At 69.7% G+C, this 19424-nt stretch carries 14 protein-coding genes and 1 tRNA gene; 10 read left to right on the top strand and 5 right to left on the bottom strand.

Annotated features, from left to right (window positions below):
* The first annotated feature begins 97 nt into the window (after positions 1-97).
* From ACFYR3_RS06080 to ACFYR3_RS06060, 5 genes are all read left to right on the top strand, one after another.
* The gene (locus ACFYR3_RS06080) at positions 98-1636 is read left to right on the top strand and encodes a sugar ABC transporter ATP-binding protein (RefSeq protein WP_389281717.1); all 1539 of its coding nucleotides are present in this window, start codon (positions 98-100) and stop codon (positions 1634-1636) included.
* Entirely contained in the window at positions 1633-2652 is a 1020-nt protein-coding gene (locus ACFYR3_RS06075; protein WP_355849875.1) for an ABC transporter permease, read from the top strand. Before ACFYR3_RS06080 ends, ACFYR3_RS06075 begins: the two co-directional genes overlap by 4 nt.
* A 20-nt stretch (positions 2653-2672) precedes the next feature.
* A complete protein-coding gene (locus tag ACFYR3_RS06070; protein WP_355849878.1) occupies positions 2673-3722 on the top strand; it encodes a substrate-binding domain-containing protein in 1050 nt (349 codons plus the stop codon).
* Between the two features lie 78 nt (positions 3723-3800).
* Positions 3801-5126, top strand: a complete 1326-nt coding sequence (locus ACFYR3_RS06065) for a Gfo/Idh/MocA family protein (protein ID WP_389281714.1) — start codon at positions 3801-3803, stop codon at positions 5124-5126.
* 12 nt (positions 5127-5138) lie between these two features.
* Positions 5139-6149, top strand: coding sequence for a sugar phosphate isomerase/epimerase family protein (locus tag ACFYR3_RS06060; protein ID WP_389281712.1), 1011 nt, complete (start codon positions 5139-5141; stop codon positions 6147-6149).
* Between the two features lie 125 nt (positions 6150-6274).
* Here ACFYR3_RS06060 and ACFYR3_RS06055 read toward each other — a convergent pair whose 3' ends face one another.
* From ACFYR3_RS06055 to frc, 4 genes are all read right to left on the bottom strand, one after another.
* On the bottom strand, positions 6275-7681 hold the full coding sequence (locus ACFYR3_RS06055; protein WP_389281710.1) for an OFA family MFS transporter: 1407 nt from the start codon (positions 7679-7681) through the stop codon (positions 6275-6277).
* Positions 7681-9069, bottom strand: coding sequence for an OFA family MFS transporter (locus ACFYR3_RS06050; RefSeq protein WP_355849890.1), 1389 nt, complete (start codon positions 9067-9069; stop codon positions 7681-7683). The genes ACFYR3_RS06055 and ACFYR3_RS06050 overlap by 1 nt, the downstream gene beginning before the upstream one ends.
* Positions 9070-9192: 123 nt before the next feature.
* Positions 9193-11340, bottom strand: a complete 2148-nt coding sequence (locus ACFYR3_RS06045) for an acetate--CoA ligase family protein (RefSeq protein WP_389281707.1) — start codon at positions 11338-11340, stop codon at positions 9193-9195.
* Between the two features lies 1 nt (position 11341).
* Positions 11342-12574 carry a formyl-CoA transferase gene (frc, locus tag ACFYR3_RS06040; protein ID WP_389281705.1) on the bottom strand — a complete coding sequence of 411 codons (1233 nt, stop codon included), beginning with the start codon at positions 12572-12574 and terminating at the stop codon, positions 11342-11344.
* 166 nt (positions 12575-12740) lie between these two features.
* On the opposite strand from frc, the gene sucC reads away from it, so the two are divergent.
* The 3 genes from sucC to ACFYR3_RS06025 all read left to right on the top strand — a co-directional run bounded on the left by sucC (position 12741) and on the right by ACFYR3_RS06025 (position 16550).
* Complete coding sequence (sucC, locus tag ACFYR3_RS06035) at positions 12741-13871, top strand: ADP-forming succinate--CoA ligase subunit beta (RefSeq protein ID WP_355849899.1); 1131 nt, start codon at positions 12741-12743, stop codon at positions 13869-13871.
* A gap of 11 nt (positions 13872-13882) precedes the next feature.
* Positions 13883-14824 carry a succinate--CoA ligase subunit alpha gene (sucD, locus tag ACFYR3_RS06030; protein ID WP_355849902.1) on the top strand — a complete coding sequence of 314 codons (942 nt, stop codon included), beginning with the start codon at positions 13883-13885 and terminating at the stop codon, positions 14822-14824.
* A gap of 142 nt (positions 14825-14966) precedes the next feature.
* Positions 14967-16550 carry an aldehyde dehydrogenase family protein gene (locus tag ACFYR3_RS06025; protein WP_355849905.1) on the top strand — a complete coding sequence of 528 codons (1584 nt, stop codon included), beginning with the start codon at positions 14967-14969 and terminating at the stop codon, positions 16548-16550.
* Between the two features lie 136 nt (positions 16551-16686).
* On the opposite strand, the gene ACFYR3_RS06020 is transcribed toward ACFYR3_RS06025, so the two are convergent.
* Positions 16687-18018 carry a DUF2254 domain-containing protein gene (locus ACFYR3_RS06020; RefSeq protein WP_355849908.1) on the bottom strand — a complete coding sequence of 444 codons (1332 nt, stop codon included), beginning with the start codon at positions 18016-18018 and terminating at the stop codon, positions 16687-16689.
* Between the two features lie 142 nt (positions 18019-18160).
* Between ACFYR3_RS06020 and ACFYR3_RS06015 the strand changes: the two genes are divergently transcribed.
* Positions 18161-18245: transfer RNA gene (locus tag ACFYR3_RS06015), tRNA-Leu, on the top strand.
* Positions 18246-18569: 324 nt separating this feature from the next.
* A complete protein-coding gene (locus ACFYR3_RS06010) occupies positions 18570-19106 on the top strand; it encodes an SMI1/KNR4 family protein (RefSeq protein WP_355849911.1) in 537 nt (178 codons plus the stop codon).
* Positions 19107-19424 lie beyond the last annotated feature (318 nt).

Genomic DNA, 19424 nt, shown 5'->3' with positions numbered 1-19424 from the left:
CACCGGCGCCGAGCCCCGCTCCGCCGTGCCCGAAAAGTCCCGCCCCGTACGCGCACCGCCCGGCAACCGGCCCGCACGCCTGCCCGAGGGAACCGTCATGGCACCAGAACCACCGCTGCTCACCATGTCCGGCATCACCAAGTCGTTCCCCGGAGTCCGGGCCCTCGACGGCGTCGACCTCGACGTCCAGGCCGGCGAAGTGCACTGCCTGCTCGGCCAGAACGGCGCCGGCAAGTCCACACTCATCAAAGTCCTGGCCGGCGCCCACCAGCCCGACGACGGCACCATCGACTGGCGTGGCCAGCAAGTCACCCTCAAGTCCCCGATCGCCGCCATGCGCCTCGGCATCGCCACCATCTACCAGGAACTCGACCTCGTGGAAGGGCTGTCGGTGGCCGAGAACGTCCACCTCGGACATGAACCCACCGCCGCCGGATTCGTCGTACGGGGCAAGGCCGCCAAGGCGTCGACCGCCGCACTGCTCAAGCGGCTCGGGCATCCGGAGATCGATCCGGCACGGCTGGTCGGTGATCTGTCGGCGGCCCAGCGGCAGATCGTGTCCATGGCGCGGGCGCTCTCCCACGACGTACGGCTCATCGTCATGGACGAGCCGTCGGCCGCCCTCGACCCCGACGAGGTCGACAACCTCTTCCGCATCGTCGGCGATCTGACCGCCGACGGTGTCGCCGTCGTCCACATCTCGCACCGGCTGGAGGAGATCCGCCGCATCGGTGACCGTGTCACCGTGGTGAAGGACGGTCGTGCGGTGGCGGGGGGACTGCCCGCCAGGTCGACACCGACCCGCGAGGTCGTGGCGCTGATGACCGGGCGCAACGTCGAGTACGTCTTCCCGGACCGGCCTCGTACGCGGCCGCCGGGTGACCCCGTACTCAGGGTCCAGGGCCTCTCCCGCCAGGGGGAGTTCGAGCCGCTCGACCTCGAACTGCGTCCCGGTGAGATCGTCGGCCTGGCAGGCCTCGTCGGCTCCGGCCGCTCCGAGATCCTGGAGACGATCTACGGGGCACGCAGACCGACGACCGGTCAAGTCTGCGTGAACGGGAAGCCGTTGCGCACCGGCAGCGTACGAGCCGCCGTACGCGCCGGCCTCGGTCTCGCCCCCGAGGAGCGCAAGGCGCAGGCGCTGCTCATGCTGGAGTCGGTCACCCGCAATGTCTCCGTGTCGTCCATGTCCCGCTTCGCACACGGGGGCTGGATCGACCGGCGGGCCGAGCGCGGTGCGGCACGCGCGGCCACCCGCGAGCTCTCCCTGCGCCCCGACAACCCTGCGGTGCCGGTCAGGACGCTGTCCGGCGGGAACCAGCAGAAGGTCGTGCTGGCGCGCTGGCTGCTGCGCGGCTGCCGCGTCCTGCTCCTCGACGAGCCCACGCGTGGCGTCGACGTCGGGGCGCGCGCCGAGCTGTACGCGGTGATCCGCCGACTCGCCGACGAAGGCCTCGCCGTGCTGCTGGTCTCCAGCGAACTGCCCGAGGTGCTCGGGCTCGCCGACCGCGTCCTGGTGCTCCGCGAGGGGCGCGTCGTACACACCGCACCCGCCCGCGAGCTCGACGAACACCGCGTACTCGACCTCGTCATCGAAGGAAGCCCTGTGGCCAGTGAAGGGAGCCCGGCGTCATGACGCAGCACGTGTCCCCGCCCCGGGACGGCACCGACAACGTGCCCTCGACGAGTGAACTCCCCGCGTGGCGAACCGTGGTGGCCCGCGCCGATGTTCGCACGCTCTCGCTCCTCGGCGTCCTCGCCGCCCTGATCGTCATCGGCGGCGTCACCAGGCCCGACGAGTTCCTCGACACCCGCAACCTCCAACTCGTCCTCACCCAGGCCTCGGTGATCGGCGTCGTCACCGTCGGCATGACCTTCGTCATCACCTCCGGCGGCATCGATCTGTCCGTCGGCGCGATCGTCGCGCTCTCCTCGGTCTGGGCGACCACCGTCGCCACCCAGGAGTACGGCTTCGCGGGCATCCTCTTCACCGCGGTGCTCGTCGGCCTGGGCTGCGGCCTGGTCAACGGCCTGCTCATCGCGTACGGCGGGATGGTCCCCTTCATCGCGACGCTCGCCATGCTCGCCTCGGCCCGCGGGCTCGCCCTCCAGATCACCGACGGCAGGACCCAGATCGTCTCGGTGGACGCCATCCTCAAGCTCGGTGAGCGCGACTCCTACGTGCTCGGCGTCCCACCGCTGGTCCTGGTCTTCGCCGTCGTCACCGTCATCGGTTGGCTGGTCCTGAACCGCACCACCTTCGGCCGGCGCACGGTCGCCGTCGGCGGCAACGCGGAGGCGGCCCGGCTGGCCGGTATCGACGTACGACGTCAGCGGCTGTACCTCTATCTGCTCTCCGGACTGTGCTGCGGCATCGCCGCCTTCCTGCTGGTCATCCTGTCCGGCTCGGGCCAGAACACCAACGGCAATCTCTACGAACTCGACGCCATCGCGGCCGCGATCATCGGCGGCACCCTGCTCAGCGGGGGCCGCGGCACCGTCACCGGCTCGGTGCTCGGCGTGCTGATCTTCACGACGATCACCGACATCTTCGCGCTGAACAACCTCCAGAGCGACGTACAGCAGATCGCCAAGGGGGCGATCATCGTCGCCGCGGTCCTGGTCCAGCGGCGCACAGCAAGCACGACCTGACACGGGAAGGGTCCACCGCCATGCCAGAACCCATGAGCCTGACCAGTCGCAGAGGACTGCTCCTCGGGACCGCCGCCGTCTCGGCCGGTGCCCTCCTCGTCGGCTGCACCAGCAACGACACCAAGGACGAGAAGCCGGCCGCGAACGACCAGCCGGCCGCCGACGACAGGCCCGGCAAGCACGTCACCATCGGTTTCGCCGGACCGCAGGCCGACCACGGCTGGCTCAACGCCATCAACGACAACGCCAAGAACCGCGCCAAGAAGTACACGGACGTGTCCCTGGAGATCACCGAGGGCTCCAACGACACGGCCGCGCAGATCGGCCAGATCGAGACACTGATCAACAAGAAGGTCGACGTGCTGGTCGTGCTGCCGGCCGACGGCAAGGCCCTCACCCAGGTCGGCCTCAAGGCCATGCGCGCGGGCATCCCCGTCATCAATCTCGACCGGATCTTCAACTCACCTCAGGCGTATCGCTGTTGGATCGGCGGCGACAACTACGGCATGGGCCTGAGCGCCGGGCACTACATCGGCGAGAAGCTCAAGGGCAAGGCGGGCGCCCGGGTCATCGAACTCGCCGGCCTGGACAACCTGGAACTCACCAAGCAGCGCACCGAGGGCTTCGACGCGGCGCTGAAGAACTATCCGAACATCAAGAAGGTGGCCCGTCAGGCGGCCGAGTTCACCGTCGAGTCGGGCCAGGCCAAGATGTCCCAACTCCTCCAGGCGCAGCCGAACTTCGACGCCCTGTGGAACCACGACGACGACCAGGGAGTGGGAGCGCTGCGGGCCATCGAGCAGGCCGGCCGGGACGACTTCCTCATGGTCGGCGGGGCCGGAGCGCTCTCCGCCTTCCAGGCCATCGACTCCGGAAACAGCGTCCTGAAGGCCACGGTCCTGTACCCGCCGACCATGGCCGCGTCCGCGATCGACCTCGCCCGCACGCTCGGGCAGGGCAAGGGCATCGGGGGGCTCGCCGAGTTCGAGATCCCCGCGTCGCTCACGCTCTACTCGGCCGTCGTCGACAAGGACAACGTCAAGCAGTACATGGCCACCGGCTTCAAGTGAGACGCCCTGTTCCGGGGGCCCGGTACGGGGGTCCGGGCCCCATCCCCACCGCTCCACGACGACGAGGAGGACATCCGCATGGGACAGCCGCACCGGGGCGACGAGGCCGCGAAGCCGCCATTGGGCGTGGGCATGGTCGGCTATGCGTTCATGGGCGCCGCCCACTCCCAGGGCTGGCGCACCGTGGGCCGCGTCTTCGACCTGCCGTACCGGCCGGTCCTCGCCGCGGTCTGCGGCCGGGACGGACGGGCCGTGCGGGCGATGGCGGACCGGCACGGCTGGGGGGCCGCCGAGACGGACTGGCGTGCGCTGATCGCCCGGGACGACGTCGACCTCGTCGACATCTGCACGCCCGGCGACAGCCACGCCGAGATCGCGGTCGCCGCACTGGCGGCGGGCAAGCACGTGCTCTGCGAGAAGCCCCTCGCGAACTCCGTGGAAGAGGCGATGGCGATGGCGACGGCGGCCGCCGCGGCCCTCGGACGCGGCCAGATGTCCATGGTGGGCTTCAACTACCGCAGACTCCCCGCCACGGCGCTCGCCCGCTCCATGGTCGCCGAGGGCCGCCTCGGACCGCTGCGGCACGTGCGGGTGACGTACCTTCAGGATTGGCTGGTGAAACCGGAGTTCCCGCTCACCTGGAGACTCCGCAGGGAGGCCGCCGGATCGGGCGCCCTCGGTGACCTCGGCGCCCACATCGTCGACCTCGCGCAGCATCTGGCGGGGGAGCCGCTCGGCGGGGTCTCCGCCCTCACCGAGACCTTCGTACGACAACGTCCGTTGCCCGCACGGGCGTCCGGCGGACTGTCGGCCGTGCCGAAACCGGGCGCCCCGTCGGACGGCTCGCGTTCCGGTCCGGGTGCAGGCTCCGGCCCGGGTTCACTCGCCGGCTCCGGCTCCGGCTCCGGCTTCGGTTCGGGCTCGGGTTCCGATGCCGTTCCGGGCTCCCGTACAGGCACCGTCACCGTCGACGACGCCGCTCTGTTCACGGCCCGCTTCGCCTCCGGCGCCCTCGCCTCCTTCGAGGCCTCGCGCTTCGCCACCGGACGCAAGAACTCCCTGCGCATCGAACTCAACGGCGATCGCGGCTCGTTGGCCTTCGACCTGGAACGCCTCAACGAACTCGCCTACCACGACCACACCGAACCCGGCACCCACGCGGGCTTCCGCCGCATCCTTGTCACCGAGCCCGACCACCCGTACCTCGACGCCTGGTGGCCGCCGGGACACGGCCTCGGCTACGAACACACCTTCACGCACCAGGCCCGCGACCTCGTACACGCCATCGCCGCAGGCCGCCCGCCCACACCGTCCTTCGCCGACGGCCTGCAGGTGCAGCGCGTCCTCGCGGCGGTCGAGGAGAGCGCCGGGAAGAACTCCCTGTACACACCCGTAGCCGTCTGAGGAGGTTCTGGAATGCCGCGCAACTACACGCTCTTCACCGGCCAGTGGGCCGACCTGCCCCTCGAAGAGGTCTGCCGCCTGGCCCGCGACTTCGGCTACGACGGCCTCGAACTCGCCTGCTGGGGCGACCACTTCGAGGTCGACAAGGCACTCGACGATCCGTCGTACGTCGACTCCCGGCGCGCGCTTCTCGACAAGTACGGCCTCAAGTGCTGGGCCGTCTCCAACCATCTGGTCGGCCAGGCCGTCTGCGACGCCATCATCGACGAACGCCACCGGGCCATCCTGCCCGCCCGCATCTGGGGCCACGGCGAGGCCGAGGGCGTGCGCAAGAGGGCCGCCGCCGAAATGGCCGACACAGCGCGCGCGGCGGCGGCGTTCGGCGTCGACACCGTCATCGGATTCACCGGCTCGGCGATCTGGCACCTCGTCGCGATGTTCCCGCCCGCACCCGAATCGATGATCGAGCGCGGCTACGAGGACTTCGCGACCCGCTGGAACCCGATCCTGGACGTCTTCGACGCCGAGGGCGTCCGGTTCGCGCACGAGGTCCACCCGAGCGAGATCGCCTACGACTACTGGACAACACACAAGGCCCTGGCGGCAGTCGACCACCGGTCGGCCTTCGGCCTCAACTTCGACCCGTCCCACTTCGTCTGGCAGGACCTCGACCCGGTCGGCTTCCTCTACGACTTCCGCGACCGCATCTACCACATCGACTGCAAGGAGGCCCGCAAGCGCCTCGACGGCCGCAACGGCCGGCTCGGTTCCCACCTGCCGTGGGGCGACCCGCGCCGCGGCTGGGACTTCGTCTCCGCGGGTCACGGCGACGTCCCCTGGGAGGACGTCTTCCGCATGCTGCGCTCCATCGGCTACACGGGGCCCGTCTCGGTCGAGTGGGAGGACGCCGGCATGGACCGGCTCCGGGGCGCACCCGAGGCGCTGACCCGCCTCAAGGCGTACGACTTCGAGCCCCCGACGGCATTGTTCGACGCGGCGTTCGGCGGCAACGACGCTCCGTAGACGCGCCACGGCCCACAAGCGTGGCCCTCCCCGCCGAGTCGCGGGGAGGGCCACCCTCGTACAGGCCTGGACGAGCACCCTCGTACGGGCCCGGGACGGGCCACCCTCGTGAGGGCGGCCCGTATTCAGCCCACCGGTTGTGGCTGGGGTGCCGAGGTGTCCGCCGTACTGCGTCCCGGCTGTCGCAGCAGCAGGGCGATCGCTGCCGCCACCATGGAGATCCCGCCGGCCAGCGCGTACGCGCCGTCGTAGCCCCAGGCGGCGACCACCATCGAGCCGAGCCCGCCGCCGAACAGACCGCTGATCAGCTTTCCGCTGTACACCAGCCCGTAGTTGGTGGCGTTGTAGTTCTCGCCGAAGTAGTCCGGAGTCAGGGCCGCGAACATCGGGTAGAAGGCCCCGCCGCCGAACCCGGAGAGGAAGGCGAAGAACAGGAAGAGCGCCTCGCTGTGGATGTCACCGGCCCAGATCACGCCGAACTGCGCGACTCCGAGGACCAGGATGACGAACACCAGGGTCTGCTTGCGGCCGTACGTGTCGGACAGCCAGCCCACCACACCCCGGCCGACGCCGTTGATGACCGCCATCACGCCCATCGACGAGGCCGCCACCAGGGGCCCGAAGCCGACCTCCTTGGCGTAGTCGACCTGGAAGGAGATCCCGAAGATCGACACACCCGCGGTCATCACGAGCGCGATCCACATGAGCGGGAGCATGCCGGTCCTGATGGCCTCCTTGGGGGTGAACTGCTTCACGGCGGGAGGGTTCTTGGAGAGACTCGCGGCCCCCTTCGCGGAACCGCCGTACGTCAGCGGGTCGATATCCGCGGGCCACCAGTTCTTCGGCGGGTCCTTGAAGAAGACCGCGGCGGACAGCACCACGATCATCACGTAGCAGCCGATGAGGTCCAGCACACGGTGGTAATTGGCCGTGTCGAAGGCGTAGTTGAAGATGAAGATGAACGGCAGGGAGCCGTACGCGAATCCGCCGTTGACGAATCCCGTCCGCGCGCCACGTCGCTCGGGGAACCACTTGCCGACCATGTTGATGCAGGTCGCGTACACCAGACCGGACCCGACGCCGCCGATGACCCCGAAGCCGAGGATCGCCAGCAGGACATTGCTCAGGTGCGAGAGCGCGAGGAAGCCGACCGCGCACATGACCGAGCCCGTGTACATGGCCTTGCGGGCCGTCAGGATGCCCTTCTCCCGCAGCCAGCCGGCGGAGAACGCTATGCCGGCCTGGAAGAAGACCCAGATGCTCAGGATCCAGAAGGTGTTGCTCTGCGTCCAGCCGTGGGCGTGGGACAGGGTGTCCTCGGCCGAGCCGTACGCGTACTCGAAGACGCTGATGGCCATCATGGCGGCCCAGGGCAGGTACACCATGAACTTCCGCGAGTGGCCGAGGATGTCCCGGTCCGTCTCGCCGACCCGGTAGACACGGCCCCGGGCGTCCATGACTTCCCGGTACGCGCGCCCCGAGGCGCCGGGGCCGTCCGGCGCGTCCTTCTCCACGATGGGTTCCGTCGTCATCAGGCCATCTCCTCGCCGAGCGGGTGCGGATTGGGAACGATGCTGCGGGCCCGCGGTCGGCCCGGTGCCTTGAGGAACAGGGCCAGTACCGCCGACGCCAGACCGATGGACCCGGCGAGCACGAAGGCGCCGTGGTAGTCCCACGCGCCGACGACGACCGCGCCCATGCCGGAGCCCACGAGGCCCGAGATCAGCTTCGAGCTGTAGACCATCCCGTAGTTGGAGGCGTTGTTGTTCTCACCGAAGTAGTCCGCCGTCATGGCCGCGAACAGCGGGAAGATCGCCCCGCCGCCGAAGCCGGAGACCATGGAGCAGAACAGGAAGAACGGCATGCTGCCCATCTGGCCGGAGACCAGGACACCGAACTGGGCGGAGCCGAGCACCAGACACACGATGATCAGCGTGTGGCGTCGTCCGAACCGGTCGGATATCCAGCCGATGACCCCGCGCCCGGTGCCGTTGACAATCGCCTTCAGGGACATCGCCGTGGCCACGATCCCGCCGGCGAAACCCATGTCCTTGCCGAACGGCACCTGGAACGCGATGCCGAAGATGTTGATCCCGGCCGTGCACAGCAGACAGAACCACATCATCCAGAGCACGGGGGTACGCGCGGCCTCCCTGGGGGTGTACTGCTTCACCGCCGGCGGGTTCTTCTCCAGCGCCCGCCGGACCTTCGGGTCGTCGGACACCTTCAGCGGGTCCACGTTCGCCGGCCACCAGCCCTTCGGCGGGTCCTTGAAGAACCAGCCGGCGACCGCGACCAGGGCGCAGCAGAGGAGACCGACGCCCACCAGGACGCCCCGGTAGTTGCCCAGGTCCATGTACGAGGTGAACAGGAACACGAAGGGCACGGACCCGTACGCGAAACCGCCGTTGACGAAGCCCGTCTTGCCGCCCTTGCGCTCCGGATACCACTTGCCGACCATGTTCACGCAGGTCGCGTAGACGAGACCCGCGCCGATGCCGCTGCACATGCCGAAGCCGAGATAGGCGACCGCCACATGTGGCGCGAACGCCAGGGACACATAGCCGAGCAGGGTGCCGAGCGCGCCCAGCAGCATCGCCGTACGGGCGGGGAGCCTGCCGCTCTCGCGCAGTTGCCCGGCCGGGAAGGCCACGGCCGCCTGGAAGAAGATCCAGACGCCCATCAGCCAGAAGATGTGTCCGCTGCTCCACAGATGCGCCTCGTGGAGCGTGTCCTCCGCCGAGGTGAACGCGTACTCGGCGGAACTGATGCCCAGCATGCCCGCCCAGGGCAGGAAGACCATCCACGCGCGTTTGCGGCCCATGATGTCGATGTCGGTCTCGCCGACGCGGTACACGCGTCCGTTGCGGTCCCTCACCTCTCGATGAGGGACGGATGTCGAGTAGTCGGTGGTTGTCATGTCGATCGAGCACCCCTTGCGTCGAAAGATCTGGTCAGCGCCCCCTGCCAAATGCCTTTCGTGCGCTCACGGGTCCCGGGGGCGGCCGACGCGCACCGTCGGCCGCCCCCGCGCACACTCATGTCATGAACGGCCCCCCAACAGTCCTGCCGCGCGCGCCCAGCGGTACTTCGCGCCGAGGACGGCCACCGGCATCTCGGTCGTGTACGGGTAGGCCACGACCCCCCGCTCGTACAGGTACCGGCAGGCCTCCTCGACCTCGACGTCGCCCGCGAGGGACGCCACCACGGGCTTCTCGATGCCGCGTTCGCGGAATTCGGCCACCACGCGCGCGGTGAGCTCGGCGAAGACCATGGGAGGGGTCACGACGGTGTGCCAGTAGCCGAGGACGAGTGCGTGGATACGCGGGTCCTCCAGACCGAGCCGGATCGTCGCCTCGTACGTCGACGGCGGCTCGCCACCCGTGATGTCCACCGGGTTGCCCGCGGCTCCGAAGGGCGGGATGAACTTCCTGAAGGCGGCGTCGAGGTCCGGCGGGATCTCCATCAGGGACAGCCCGTTGTCGGTGACCGCGTCGGACAGCAGGACGCCGCTGCCGCCCGCGCCCGTGATGATCACGACGTTGTCGCCCCGGGGAGCAGGCAGCACCGGCAGGGCGCGCGCGTACTCCAGCATGTCGTTCAGTCCGGGAGCCCTGATGACACCGGCCTGCCTCAGGATGTCGTCGTACACGGCGTCGTCGCCCGCGAGGGCTCCGGTGTGGGAGCCCGCGGCCCGTGCTCCGGCGGCGGTACGGCCGGCCTTCAGGACCACGACCGGCTTCCTCGGGACCGTGGCGCGGGCCGCCGCCACGAAGGCGCGGCCGTCCTTGAGGTCCTCCAGGTGCATCGCGATGCACGTCGTGTGCGGGTCCTCGCCGAACCAGGTGAGCAGGTCGTCCTCGTCCAGATCCGCCTTGTTGCCGAGCCCGACGATCGCCGAGACACCCGTCTTCGTCGTACGCGCGAACCCCAGGACGGCCATGCCGATGCCACCGGACTGCGAGGTGAGCGCGACACCGCCCTTCACGTCGTACGGCGTGCAGAACGTGGCGCACACGTCCTGCCAGGTCGAGTAGTAGCCGTAGATGTTCGGGCCCAGCAGCCTGACGCCGTACCGCTCGCCGATGGCCACGATCTCGTCCTGGAGCCCCTGTTCGCCGGTCTCCGCGAACCCGGAGGGGATCAGGACCGCGTTGGGGATGTTCTTGCGTCCCACTTCCTCCAGCACCCGGGCCACCGCGCGGGCGGGCACGGCGAAGACCGCGACGTCCACGTCTCCGGGAATGTCCGCGACGCTCGCGTAGGCCTTGCGGCCCTGGATGTCGTCGGCCCGGGGGTTCACCGGATGGATCTCGCCCGCGAAGCCCCCGTCGATCAGGTTGCGCAGCACCGCGTGACCGATCTTGCCCGGAACGTCGGAGGCGCCGATCACGGCGATCGACGACGGCCGCATCAGCCGGTCCATGGACGTGAGGATCTCCGCCCGGCTGTACCGGCGGCGCCCGGCCGGAGCGCTCCCGCCGAGGAGCACGCGGATGTCCGCCGCGACAGCGCCCTCGGGGGTGGCGATCACCGGGTTGAGGTCCACCTCGGCGATCTCGGGGAAGTCCGTGACGAGTTCGGAGACCCGCCGGATCTGTTCGGCGAGGGCCGCCCGGTCCACCGGCGGCGCGCCGCGCACCCCGCGGAGGATCTCCGCGGCGCGGATCGAGTCCAGCATCGACAGCGCCTCGTCGGCGTCCACCGGCGCGAGCCGGAAGGTGACGTCCTTGAGGACCTCGACGAGCACCCCGCCGAGGCCGAAGGCGACGACCTTCCCGAAGGTCGGGTCGGTCACCGCGCCGACGATGACCTCCTGCCCCGGCGGGAGCAGTTCCTGCACCTGTACGCCGTCGATCCGGGCGCGGCTGTCGTACGCCCGCGCGTTCTCGACGATGGTGCGGAAGGCGGCCCGTACGTCCGCCGCCCCCTCGACCCCGACCAGCACCCCGCCCGCGTCGGTCTTGTGCAGGATGTCGGGGGAGACGATCTTCATCACCACGGGGCCGCCGAAGCGTTCCGCGTGGGCCGCCGCCTCGTCCTGGTCGAGGGCGATCTCCTCGCCGGGCACGGCGATCCCGTAGGCGTCGGCGACCAGCTTGCCCTCGGGGGCCGTCAGGGCGCGGCGCCCTTCGCGGCGGACGCCGTCGAGAAGCGCCCGCACCCTCGCCACCCGGTCCTGAGCCGCCATCTCAGATCACCCCGCCCGACTTGAGCAGCCGCAATTCCTCGTCACCGAGGCCGAGTTCGCCGATGTATATCTCCTCGTTGTGCTCACCGAGCAGCGGGGAGGCGGTGATGTCGACGGGGGAGTCGGAGAGTTTGAGTGGACTGCCGACGGTGACGTACGAGCCGCGCTCGGGGTGCTCGACCTCGACCACCATGTCGTTGGCGGCGAGCGACGCGTCCTCGATGATCTCCTTGGTGGACAGGATCGGCCCGCACGGGATGCTCTGGGCGTTGAGTTTCTCCAGCACCTGCCACTTGGGCAGCGTGGTGGTCCATTCCTCGATGAGCTGGAACATCTTGGCGAGCTTGGGCAACCGGGCCTGCGGGGTGGCCCATTCGGCGTCGTCGGCGAGTTCGGGGCGGCCGATCAGCCGCGTGATCGGTCTCCAGCCGGTGGGCTGGACGATGACGTAGACGTAGTCGTTGGGGCCGCCGGGCGCGCACTTGACGGCCCAGCCGGGCTGGCCGCCGCCGGAGGCGTTGCCGGAGCGCGGGACCTCGTCGCCGAAGTCCTCGTTGGGATATTCGGCGAGCGGCCCGTGCGCGAGGCGCTGCTGGTCGCGCAGCTTCACCCGGCAGAGGTTGAGGACGGCGTGCTGCATGGCGACGTTGACGCGCTGGCCGCGTCCGGTGCGGGTGCGCTGGAGGAGTGCGGCGAGGATGGCGGCGACGGCGTGGACGCCGGTTCCGGAGTCACCGATCTGGGCGCCGGTGGCCATCGGCGGGCCGTCCTCGAATCCGGTGGTGGCCATGGAGCCGCCCATGGCCTGCGCGACCACCTCGTACGCCTTGAAGTCGGTGTAAGGGCCGTCCCCGAAGCCCTTGATGGAGGCGTAGACGATCCGCGGGTTGATCTCGCGGATACGGTCCCAGGTGAAGCCCATGCGGTCGATCGCGCCGGGTCCGAAGTTCTCCACCATGACGTCGGAGCGGCGGATCAGCTCGGTCAGGAGCTGTTTGCCGCGCTCGGTCTTGGTGTTGAGGGTGATGCTGCGCTTGTTGCTGTTGAGCATGGTGAAGTAGAGGGAGTCGGCGTCCGGGATGTCCCGCAGCTGGGTGCGGGTGATGTCACCGGACGGCGCCTCCAGTTTGACCACGTCGGCGCCGAGCCATGCCATCAACTGGGTCGCCGAGGGACCGGACTGAACGTGCGTCATGTCCAGGACTCGGATGCCTTCGAGAGCCTTGGTCGTCACAGGTCACCTCACTTGTCCGTTGCCTTGAGCCGCCCCGGTACAGCCGGCGGTGGGCCAGGTTCGGCACATTGCATACAGTCGACGAATACTGTATGAAGATTGTTATCCCGCATCCGATGGGTGATGTCCAGGGGTCGTGCACCACTTTCAGGACAGGAGCCGAATCATGGACCTGTACGAGCACCAGGCGCGGCAACTCTTCGAGGAGCACGGCATCCCGGTGCCGCGCGCCGAGGTCACGGACTCGCCCCGCCAGGCACGCGCGATCGCCCGCGGGCTCGGCGGCCGGGTCGTCGTCAAGGCCCAGGTGAGAACCGGCGGGCGCGGCAAGGCGGGCGGCGTGCGGCTCGCCGAGGATCCCGCAGCCGCCGAGCGGACAGCGCGTCAGATCCTTGGCATGGACATCAAGGGCCACCCGGTCCGGGCGGTGATGCTGGCCCAACCCGTCGACATCGAGAGCGAGTTCTACGTCTCGTACGTCCTCGACCGATCCGCCGGACGCTTCCTCGCGATCGCCTCCGCCGAGGGTGGCACGGAGATCGAGGAAGTGGCAGCGACCAGGCCGGAGTTGGTGACGCGCATTCCCGTCGACCCGGCGGAAGGCGTCACCTCGGCGAAGGCGACCGAGATCGTACGGGAGGCCGGCCTGCCACCGCGGGCCGCCGACATTCTCATACGGCTCTGGCAGGTACTGACGCGCGAGGACGCCCTCCTCGTCGAGGTGAACCCCCTCGTCCGCACCACCCAGGGACAGATCGTGGCCCTCGACGGCAAGGTGACCCTCGACGACAACGCCCGCTTCCGCCAGGCGCGTTGGGGTGAGCAGGAGGCCACGCAGACCGACCGGCTGGAGGCGGCGGCCGCGGCCAAGGGCCTCAACTACGTGAAGCTGGACGGTGAGGTCGGCGTCATCGGCAACGGCGCGGGTCTCGTCATGTCGACCCTCGACGCGGTCGCCGGCTGCGGCGCCCGCCCCGCCAACTTCCTCGACATCGGCGGCGGGGCGTCCGCCCGGATCATGTCCGACGGCCTCTCCGTCGTCCTGTCCGACCCGGACGTCAGGTCCGTCCTCGTCAACGTCTTCGGCGGGATCACCGCCTGCGACGCCGTCGCCGACGGGATCGTGCGGGCCCTGGACACCGTACGGCCGACCAAGCCGCTGGTGGTCCGGCTCGACGGCAACAACGCGGCACGGGGCCGCGCCGTCCTCGGCGAACGCGCGCACCCCTTGGTGCACCAGGCCACCACCATGGACGAAGCCGCCCGGCTTGCCGCCCGACTGGCCGACACCACCTGAAGGAGCGGGACATGGCCATCTTTCTGACCAAGGAGTCCAAGGTCCTCGTCCAGGGCATGACCGGCGCCGAGGGCATGAAACACACCCGTCGCATGCTCGCGGCCGGCACGAACGTCGTGGGCGGCGTCAACCCGCGCAAGGCGGGCCGGACCGTCGAGTTCGACGTACCCCAGCACCCCGAGGGCCTGGGAAGCGCCCCCACGGGCGTCCCCGTCTTCGGGTCGGTGCGCGAGGGAATCGAGGCGACCGGCGCGGACGTGAGCGTCGTGTTCGTGCCACCCGCCTTCGCCCGTACGGCCGTGCTGGAGGCCGCCGACGCCGGGATCGGACTCGCCGTCGTCATCACCGAGGGCATCCCCGTCCACGACTCCGTCGCCTTCTGCGCGCATGCCGCCACCCGGGGCACCCGCGTCATCGGACCCAACTGTCCCGGGCTCATCACCCCCGGACAGTCCAACGCGGGCATCATCCCCGCCGACATCACCAAGCCCGGACGCGTCGGTCTGGTCTCCAAGTCCGGCACCCTCACCTACCAGCTCATGCACGAACTGCGGGACATCGGCTTCTCGACCTGCGTCGGCATCGGCGGAGACCCCGTCGTCGGCACCTCTCACATCGACTGCCTGACGGCCTTCCAGGACGACCCCGACACCGAGCTGATCGTTCTCATCGGGGAGATAGGCGGCGATGCCGAGGAGCGGGCGGCCGCCTTCATCCGCGATCACATCACCAAGCCGGTCGTGGGTTACATCGCCGGATTCACCGCCCCCGAGGGCCGGACCATGGGGCATGCCGGCGCCATCGTCTCCGGCTCCTCGGGCACCGCCGGGGCCAAGAAGAAGGCCCTGGAGGCGGCCGGAGTGCAGGTGGGCGGCACCCCGACGGAGACGGCACGGCTGGTCCTGGCCCGGCTGCACGAGCCTGCGACCCGGAGTGATGTCACTCATAGTTGACCTGAGGTGACTGCCGGAAGTCGTGCGACCTCACTACCGTCCCTTACGTACGCGACGACTGTTCGCGCGGGCCCGTACGACCTGCCGTCCGGCAGAAGCCGGGCCCCCCGCCCCCGACTGTGCACCGAGAGCGGAGACACCCATGACAACCCTCGACACCAACCCTCGCGAAAGCGATTCCCTCGATCCCACCCCCCTTGTCCTCAAGTCCGGGACGTCCTGGAGCGACGCCTGGCGGCGGTGCCTCGCCGTCGCCCCCGAGGCGTTCCGCGACGACCGGGTCCTCAACCTCTGGAACTCCGGCTGGCAGGCGGACGGCCGGGCACTGCCCGCCACCAGCCCCGTCGACGGCAGCCCCGTCGCGGGACCGCCCCGGCTCGACGGCGCCACCGCCCGGCAGGCCGTCCGCGCCTCGCTCGACCAGCACCGGGCCTGGCGCCATGTGCCCCTCGCGGAACGCCGGGCCCGCGTGGCGGCGACCCTCGACGCCCTCACCGAACACCGCGAACTGCTCGCCCTCCTGCTGGTCTGGGAGATCGGCAAGCCCTGGCGGCTGGCCCAGGCCGACGTGGACCGGGCGATCGATGGTGTGCGCTGGTACGTCGACGGCATCGAACCCATGGTGGAGGGGCGCGCCCCGCTCGACGGACCCGTCTCCAACATCGCCAGCTGGAACTACCCCATGAGCGTGCTCGTCCACGCGATGCTGGTCCAGGCCCTGGCGGGCAACGCCGTCATCGCCAAGGCCCCGACCGACGGCGGCGTCGCGTGCCTCACCCTGGCCTGCGCGCTCGCCGTGCGCGAAGGCATCCCCGTCACTCTGGTCAGCGGCAGCGGTGGCGAGCTGTCGGAGGCGCTCGTGCGCGCGCCCGAGATCGGCTGTGTCTCCTTCGTCGGCGGCCGGGACACCGGCGCCGCGGTGGCCACCGCCGTCGCCGACCTCGGCAAGCGGCATGTCCTGGAACAGGAGGGGCTCAACACCTGGGGCATCTGGAACCACACCGACTGGGACGCGCTGACGGCGGTCGTCCCCAAGCTCTTCGACTACGGCAAGCAGCGCTGCACGGCCTACCCGCGCTTCGTCGTCCAGCGCGCCCTGTTCGACGACTTCCTCGCCGCGTACCTCCCGGCCGTCCGCACCCTGCGGATCGGCCACCCCCTCGCCGTCGAGAACCCCGACGACCCCTACCCCTCGCTGGACTTCGGCCCGGTCATCAACGCGGCCAAGGCCAAGGAACTGCACGACCAGGTCGCCCAGGCCATCGACCGGGGCGCCGTCCCGCTGCACCGCGGCAGGCTGTCCGACACCCGGTTCCTGCCCGGCCAGGACACGGCGGCGTACGTCCAGCCCGTCACGCTCCTCAATCCGCCCCCCTCCTCACCGCTGCACCACGCGGAACCCTTCGGCCCGGTCGACACCATCGTCCTGGTCGACACCGAGGCCGAACTGCTCGCCGCGATGAACGCGTCGAACGGCGCGCTGGTCGCCACGCTGTCCACGGACGACGAGGCGACGTACACCCGACTGGCCCCGCAGATCCGCGCGTTCAAGGTCGGCCACGGAAAGCCCCGCTCCCGGGGCGACCGCGACGAGCTCTTCGGCGGCTTCGGCGCGTCGTGGCGCGGCGCGTTCGTCGGCGGAGAACTGCTGGTACGGGCGGTGACCCAGGGACCGGCGGGGGAGCGGTTGCCGGGGAACTTCCCGGAGTACCACTTGATGCCGTGAGCCTGGCTGGGTGAGCTGGGTGACCCCGGTGACCCCGGTGACCACTGTGAGCCTCGTGAGGTGAGAGTGGGCGGCGTCCGTAATCGGGCGCCGCCTGCCGGGCGGGGTAGCGCGTCGACCAGGGGTGTCGCGTCGGCTACCCGATGCCCTGCCGGTCCGGTCGCAGTGCGAAGGCGCGGTCCGATGCCTCGGGCACGGTGCGCTCGACGGCCTCGACGAGCAGCGCGCGATGCCGGAGCAGTGGCTCACGCCGGTCGGCGGGAGCGATGCCGGCCAGATCGTCGAGCCCGGCGATGATGCGCCGGGTGACCTGCGGGCTGCCCACCGCGCACCCCCGGATCTCGGCGAACCCGAGATCGACCAGCTCGGTCCAGCCCGGCACGGGCTGCACGAGCCGCACCTTCCCGCGCCGGTCGCGATGGAGCGCCGCGTCGAGGGGCCGGCCGGCGACGGCGGCCAGGAACTGCACGATGCGGTCGATCGCCTGCACGGCCGTGGTCGGATCGTTCACCGCGGCCGACAGCGCCCGCAGCCCGATGTCGGAGAGCTGCCGCAGTCCGAAGGCGAAGTCCTGATGGAAGGTGCGCTCCACTCCGACGGACACGGTGTAGCTGAGCGACCGCCCCGCGGGGGCGGGACCTCCGTGCACGGCGAGCAGCGGCGTGCCCGGTACGACGAAGTCCCCCATCCGCGGGATCAGCCGCAGGACGACACCCTGCTGCCGGGCCGCCTTCACCAGTCGGGCGACGTTCACGTCCCGCAGGACACCGGCCCGCCCGTGGTGGACGACCCGGGCGGTCTCGGGCCCGAGCGCGTTCTCCTCCCCGGACGAGCGGGCCACGGGCATCCGCGCGACGACCTTGAACGCCTCGCGGGTGATGCGGTCGATGACATGGCTGATGCGCATGAGCCGCAGGGTCTGGTTCACGTACAGCACGAAGAGCAGGAGGCTGAGCCCCAGCATCAGGAGCGTCAGAACCGACTGGACCAGGGGGACCGAGGTCACGTTCCGCGCTTCGGCCTGCCCCTCGTACGAGGTCAGCACCAGGAGCGACAGCAGGAAGGTCGCGAGGAAGACGGCGAACGTGGCCTTGGTGATCCGGCTCCGCACGAAGATCCGCACCACTCGGGGACTGAACTGCCCGCTCGCCATCTGGACGGCGACCAGCGAGATGCTGAAGACCACGCCGATGAACGTCATCATCGCCGAGCTGACCACGGTCACCACGGCCTTCGCGTCGTCGGCCAGACGCAGCAGATCGTCGAGGGTGTCGTAGTCGTGCGCTTTCTGCAGCGACTCGACGATCGCGGTGTCGAGCGCGTTCGCCGCCGCCCACACCACGAAGACCAGCACCATGGCCGCGGTGGGCGCGAACCAGAACGTGTCCCGCAGATGCTCCCGCAACGGCGACAGCGCCCTCGGCCGCCGCCCTTCCCGCAAACCCCCGGTAGTCATCCAGTCACCCATGGTGCGACTGTAGGCGCACCCCCACGCCGCCCCGCGGACCCGCTCCGGAGGCCCGGATATGCAGGTGAAAGGCACTCCGAAACCTTGGTATTGTTGTCCACGTCGCCGCGGGGAACACCTCCGGCCAGGCGGCAGACACCTGGTCCGGGTGGCGGAATGGCAGACGCGCTAGCTTGAGGTGCTAGTGCCCTTTATCGGGCGTGGGGGTTCAAGTCCCCCCTCGGACACTCTTTACTCGCTGACACTCGCTGTAGCGATACGCAGATGAGGGCCTCGACCAAATGGTCGCGGTCCTCATCTGCGTATTCGTGACCGATCGTGATCCCGAGAGCTTCGGGGAGCGGGCTCTCCTTCCACGCGCTACTGCGCGGTGGCCGTCTTTGCTGACACCGGCGCGGTCAAGGAGGCTTTCCCCTTGGGGTGACCATTGAGGCCCATGGCAACAAGGGATTCCAGATGTACCCGCACGGAAGCACCGGGGGCGGAACCAACGTATTCACGATCTGGAACCGCAAGCGCTGAGCAGAAGGCAACGAGAAGGGGAAAGCCGAATGAGTCCGGAACTGAGTCAGCTCGCCGAGCTCCTGCGCGGGCCCGCGGCGCTGGAGCGCTCCTGGGACTGGGAGGTCGTCGAAGCCGAGCTGCGCACGGCGCTCCCCACGGACTACCGGGAGCTCGTCGAAGCCTACGGCGGCGGACTCCTGGACGAGTACCTGCTCCTGCTGGAGCCAGGCTGTCCCAATGACGTCTACGACCTGGTCAAGATCAGCGCCGAACGCGAAGAAGCGAACGAATCCCTGTGGCAGTTCGAGGACAGGCCGGCGGAAATGGAATCCGGGGGCAACCGCCTGATCTGCTGGGCGACCACGGACAACGGCGAGTACCTGTACTGGCTCGTCCAGTCGGCCGACAACCCCGACTCTCGGCCTACCTTGATCAACAGCGAGTCGGGAGAGGACTGGGAGCGCTACGACATGACCGTGACCCAGTTCCTCACCGCAGTGCTCACCGGTGAGATCCGGTCGGAGATTCTGTGGGACCGGTTTCCGCTGCCCGCGCATGAATTCCGCCCTGCGCGGGAGATGTGACGAGCTCCGGCCACGTACGTGCCTGTTCACCTGCACGCCGGGTCGCTCGCGGTCCGACTGCCGGTGATCTCTTTCCCGTCAAGCGGTGTGCCGGGCCGACTCGTCCTCGCCCCGGACGACGGGCTCTTGAGAGGCGGGCTCGGCGGACCGGCCGGTGTCGGGCAGGCGTGTCGTCGAGGGCTGTGTCTCGGTACTGACTTCCTGCCCTCCCCTCACGCGTCAAGGGTGAACAGGCGCCCGATCAACGCCGGGTACGGCAGGCCCGCTTCGGCAAGAATCTTCTTGAGGGCATCCGGAGGGCCCGCCCCGAGTGGTGTC

The organism is Streptomyces sp. NPDC005784 (assembly GCF_042871525.1).
Lineage (GTDB): Bacteria > Actinomycetota > Actinomycetes > Streptomycetales > Streptomycetaceae > Streptomyces.
Note: the sequence above shows the minus strand (reverse complement) of the source record. Positions and strands in the feature narration are given on the sequence as shown.

Excerpts from the sequence above, each read along its gene's own strand:
- ACFYR3_RS06080 (WP_389281717.1), top strand. The coding sequence starts at position 98 with ATGGCACCAGAACCACCGCTGCTCACCATGTCCGGCATCACCAAGTCG.
- ACFYR3_RS06075 (WP_355849875.1), top strand. The coding sequence starts at position 1,633 with ATGACGCAGCACGTGTCCCCGCCCCGGGACGGCACCGACAACGTGCCC.
- ACFYR3_RS06070 (WP_355849878.1), top strand. The coding sequence starts at position 2,673 with ATGCCAGAACCCATGAGCCTGACCAGTCGCAGAGGACTGCTCCTCGGG.
- ACFYR3_RS06065 (WP_389281714.1), top strand. The coding sequence starts at position 3,801 with ATGGGACAGCCGCACCGGGGCGACGAGGCCGCGAAGCCGCCATTGGGC.
- ACFYR3_RS06060 (WP_389281712.1), top strand. The coding sequence starts at position 5,139 with ATGCCGCGCAACTACACGCTCTTCACCGGCCAGTGGGCCGACCTGCCC.
- ACFYR3_RS06055 (WP_389281710.1), bottom strand. The coding sequence starts at position 7,681 with ATGACGACGGAACCCATCGTGGAGAAGGACGCGCCGGACGGCCCCGGC.
- ACFYR3_RS06050 (WP_355849890.1), bottom strand. The coding sequence starts at position 9,069 with ATGACAACCACCGACTACTCGACATCCGTCCCTCATCGAGAGGTGAGG.
- ACFYR3_RS06045 (WP_389281707.1), bottom strand. The coding sequence starts at position 11,340 with ATGGCGGCTCAGGACCGGGTGGCGAGGGTGCGGGCGCTTCTCGACGGC.
- sucC (WP_355849899.1), top strand. The coding sequence starts at position 12,741 with ATGGACCTGTACGAGCACCAGGCGCGGCAACTCTTCGAGGAGCACGGC.
- sucD (WP_355849902.1), top strand. The coding sequence starts at position 13,883 with ATGGCCATCTTTCTGACCAAGGAGTCCAAGGTCCTCGTCCAGGGCATG.
- ACFYR3_RS06025 (WP_355849905.1), top strand. The coding sequence starts at position 14,967 with ATGACAACCCTCGACACCAACCCTCGCGAAAGCGATTCCCTCGATCCC.
- ACFYR3_RS06020 (WP_355849908.1), bottom strand. The coding sequence starts at position 18,018 with ATGGGTGACTGGATGACTACCGGGGGTTTGCGGGAAGGGCGGCGGCCG.
- ACFYR3_RS06010 (WP_355849911.1), top strand. The coding sequence starts at position 18,570 with ATGAGTCCGGAACTGAGTCAGCTCGCCGAGCTCCTGCGCGGGCCCGCG.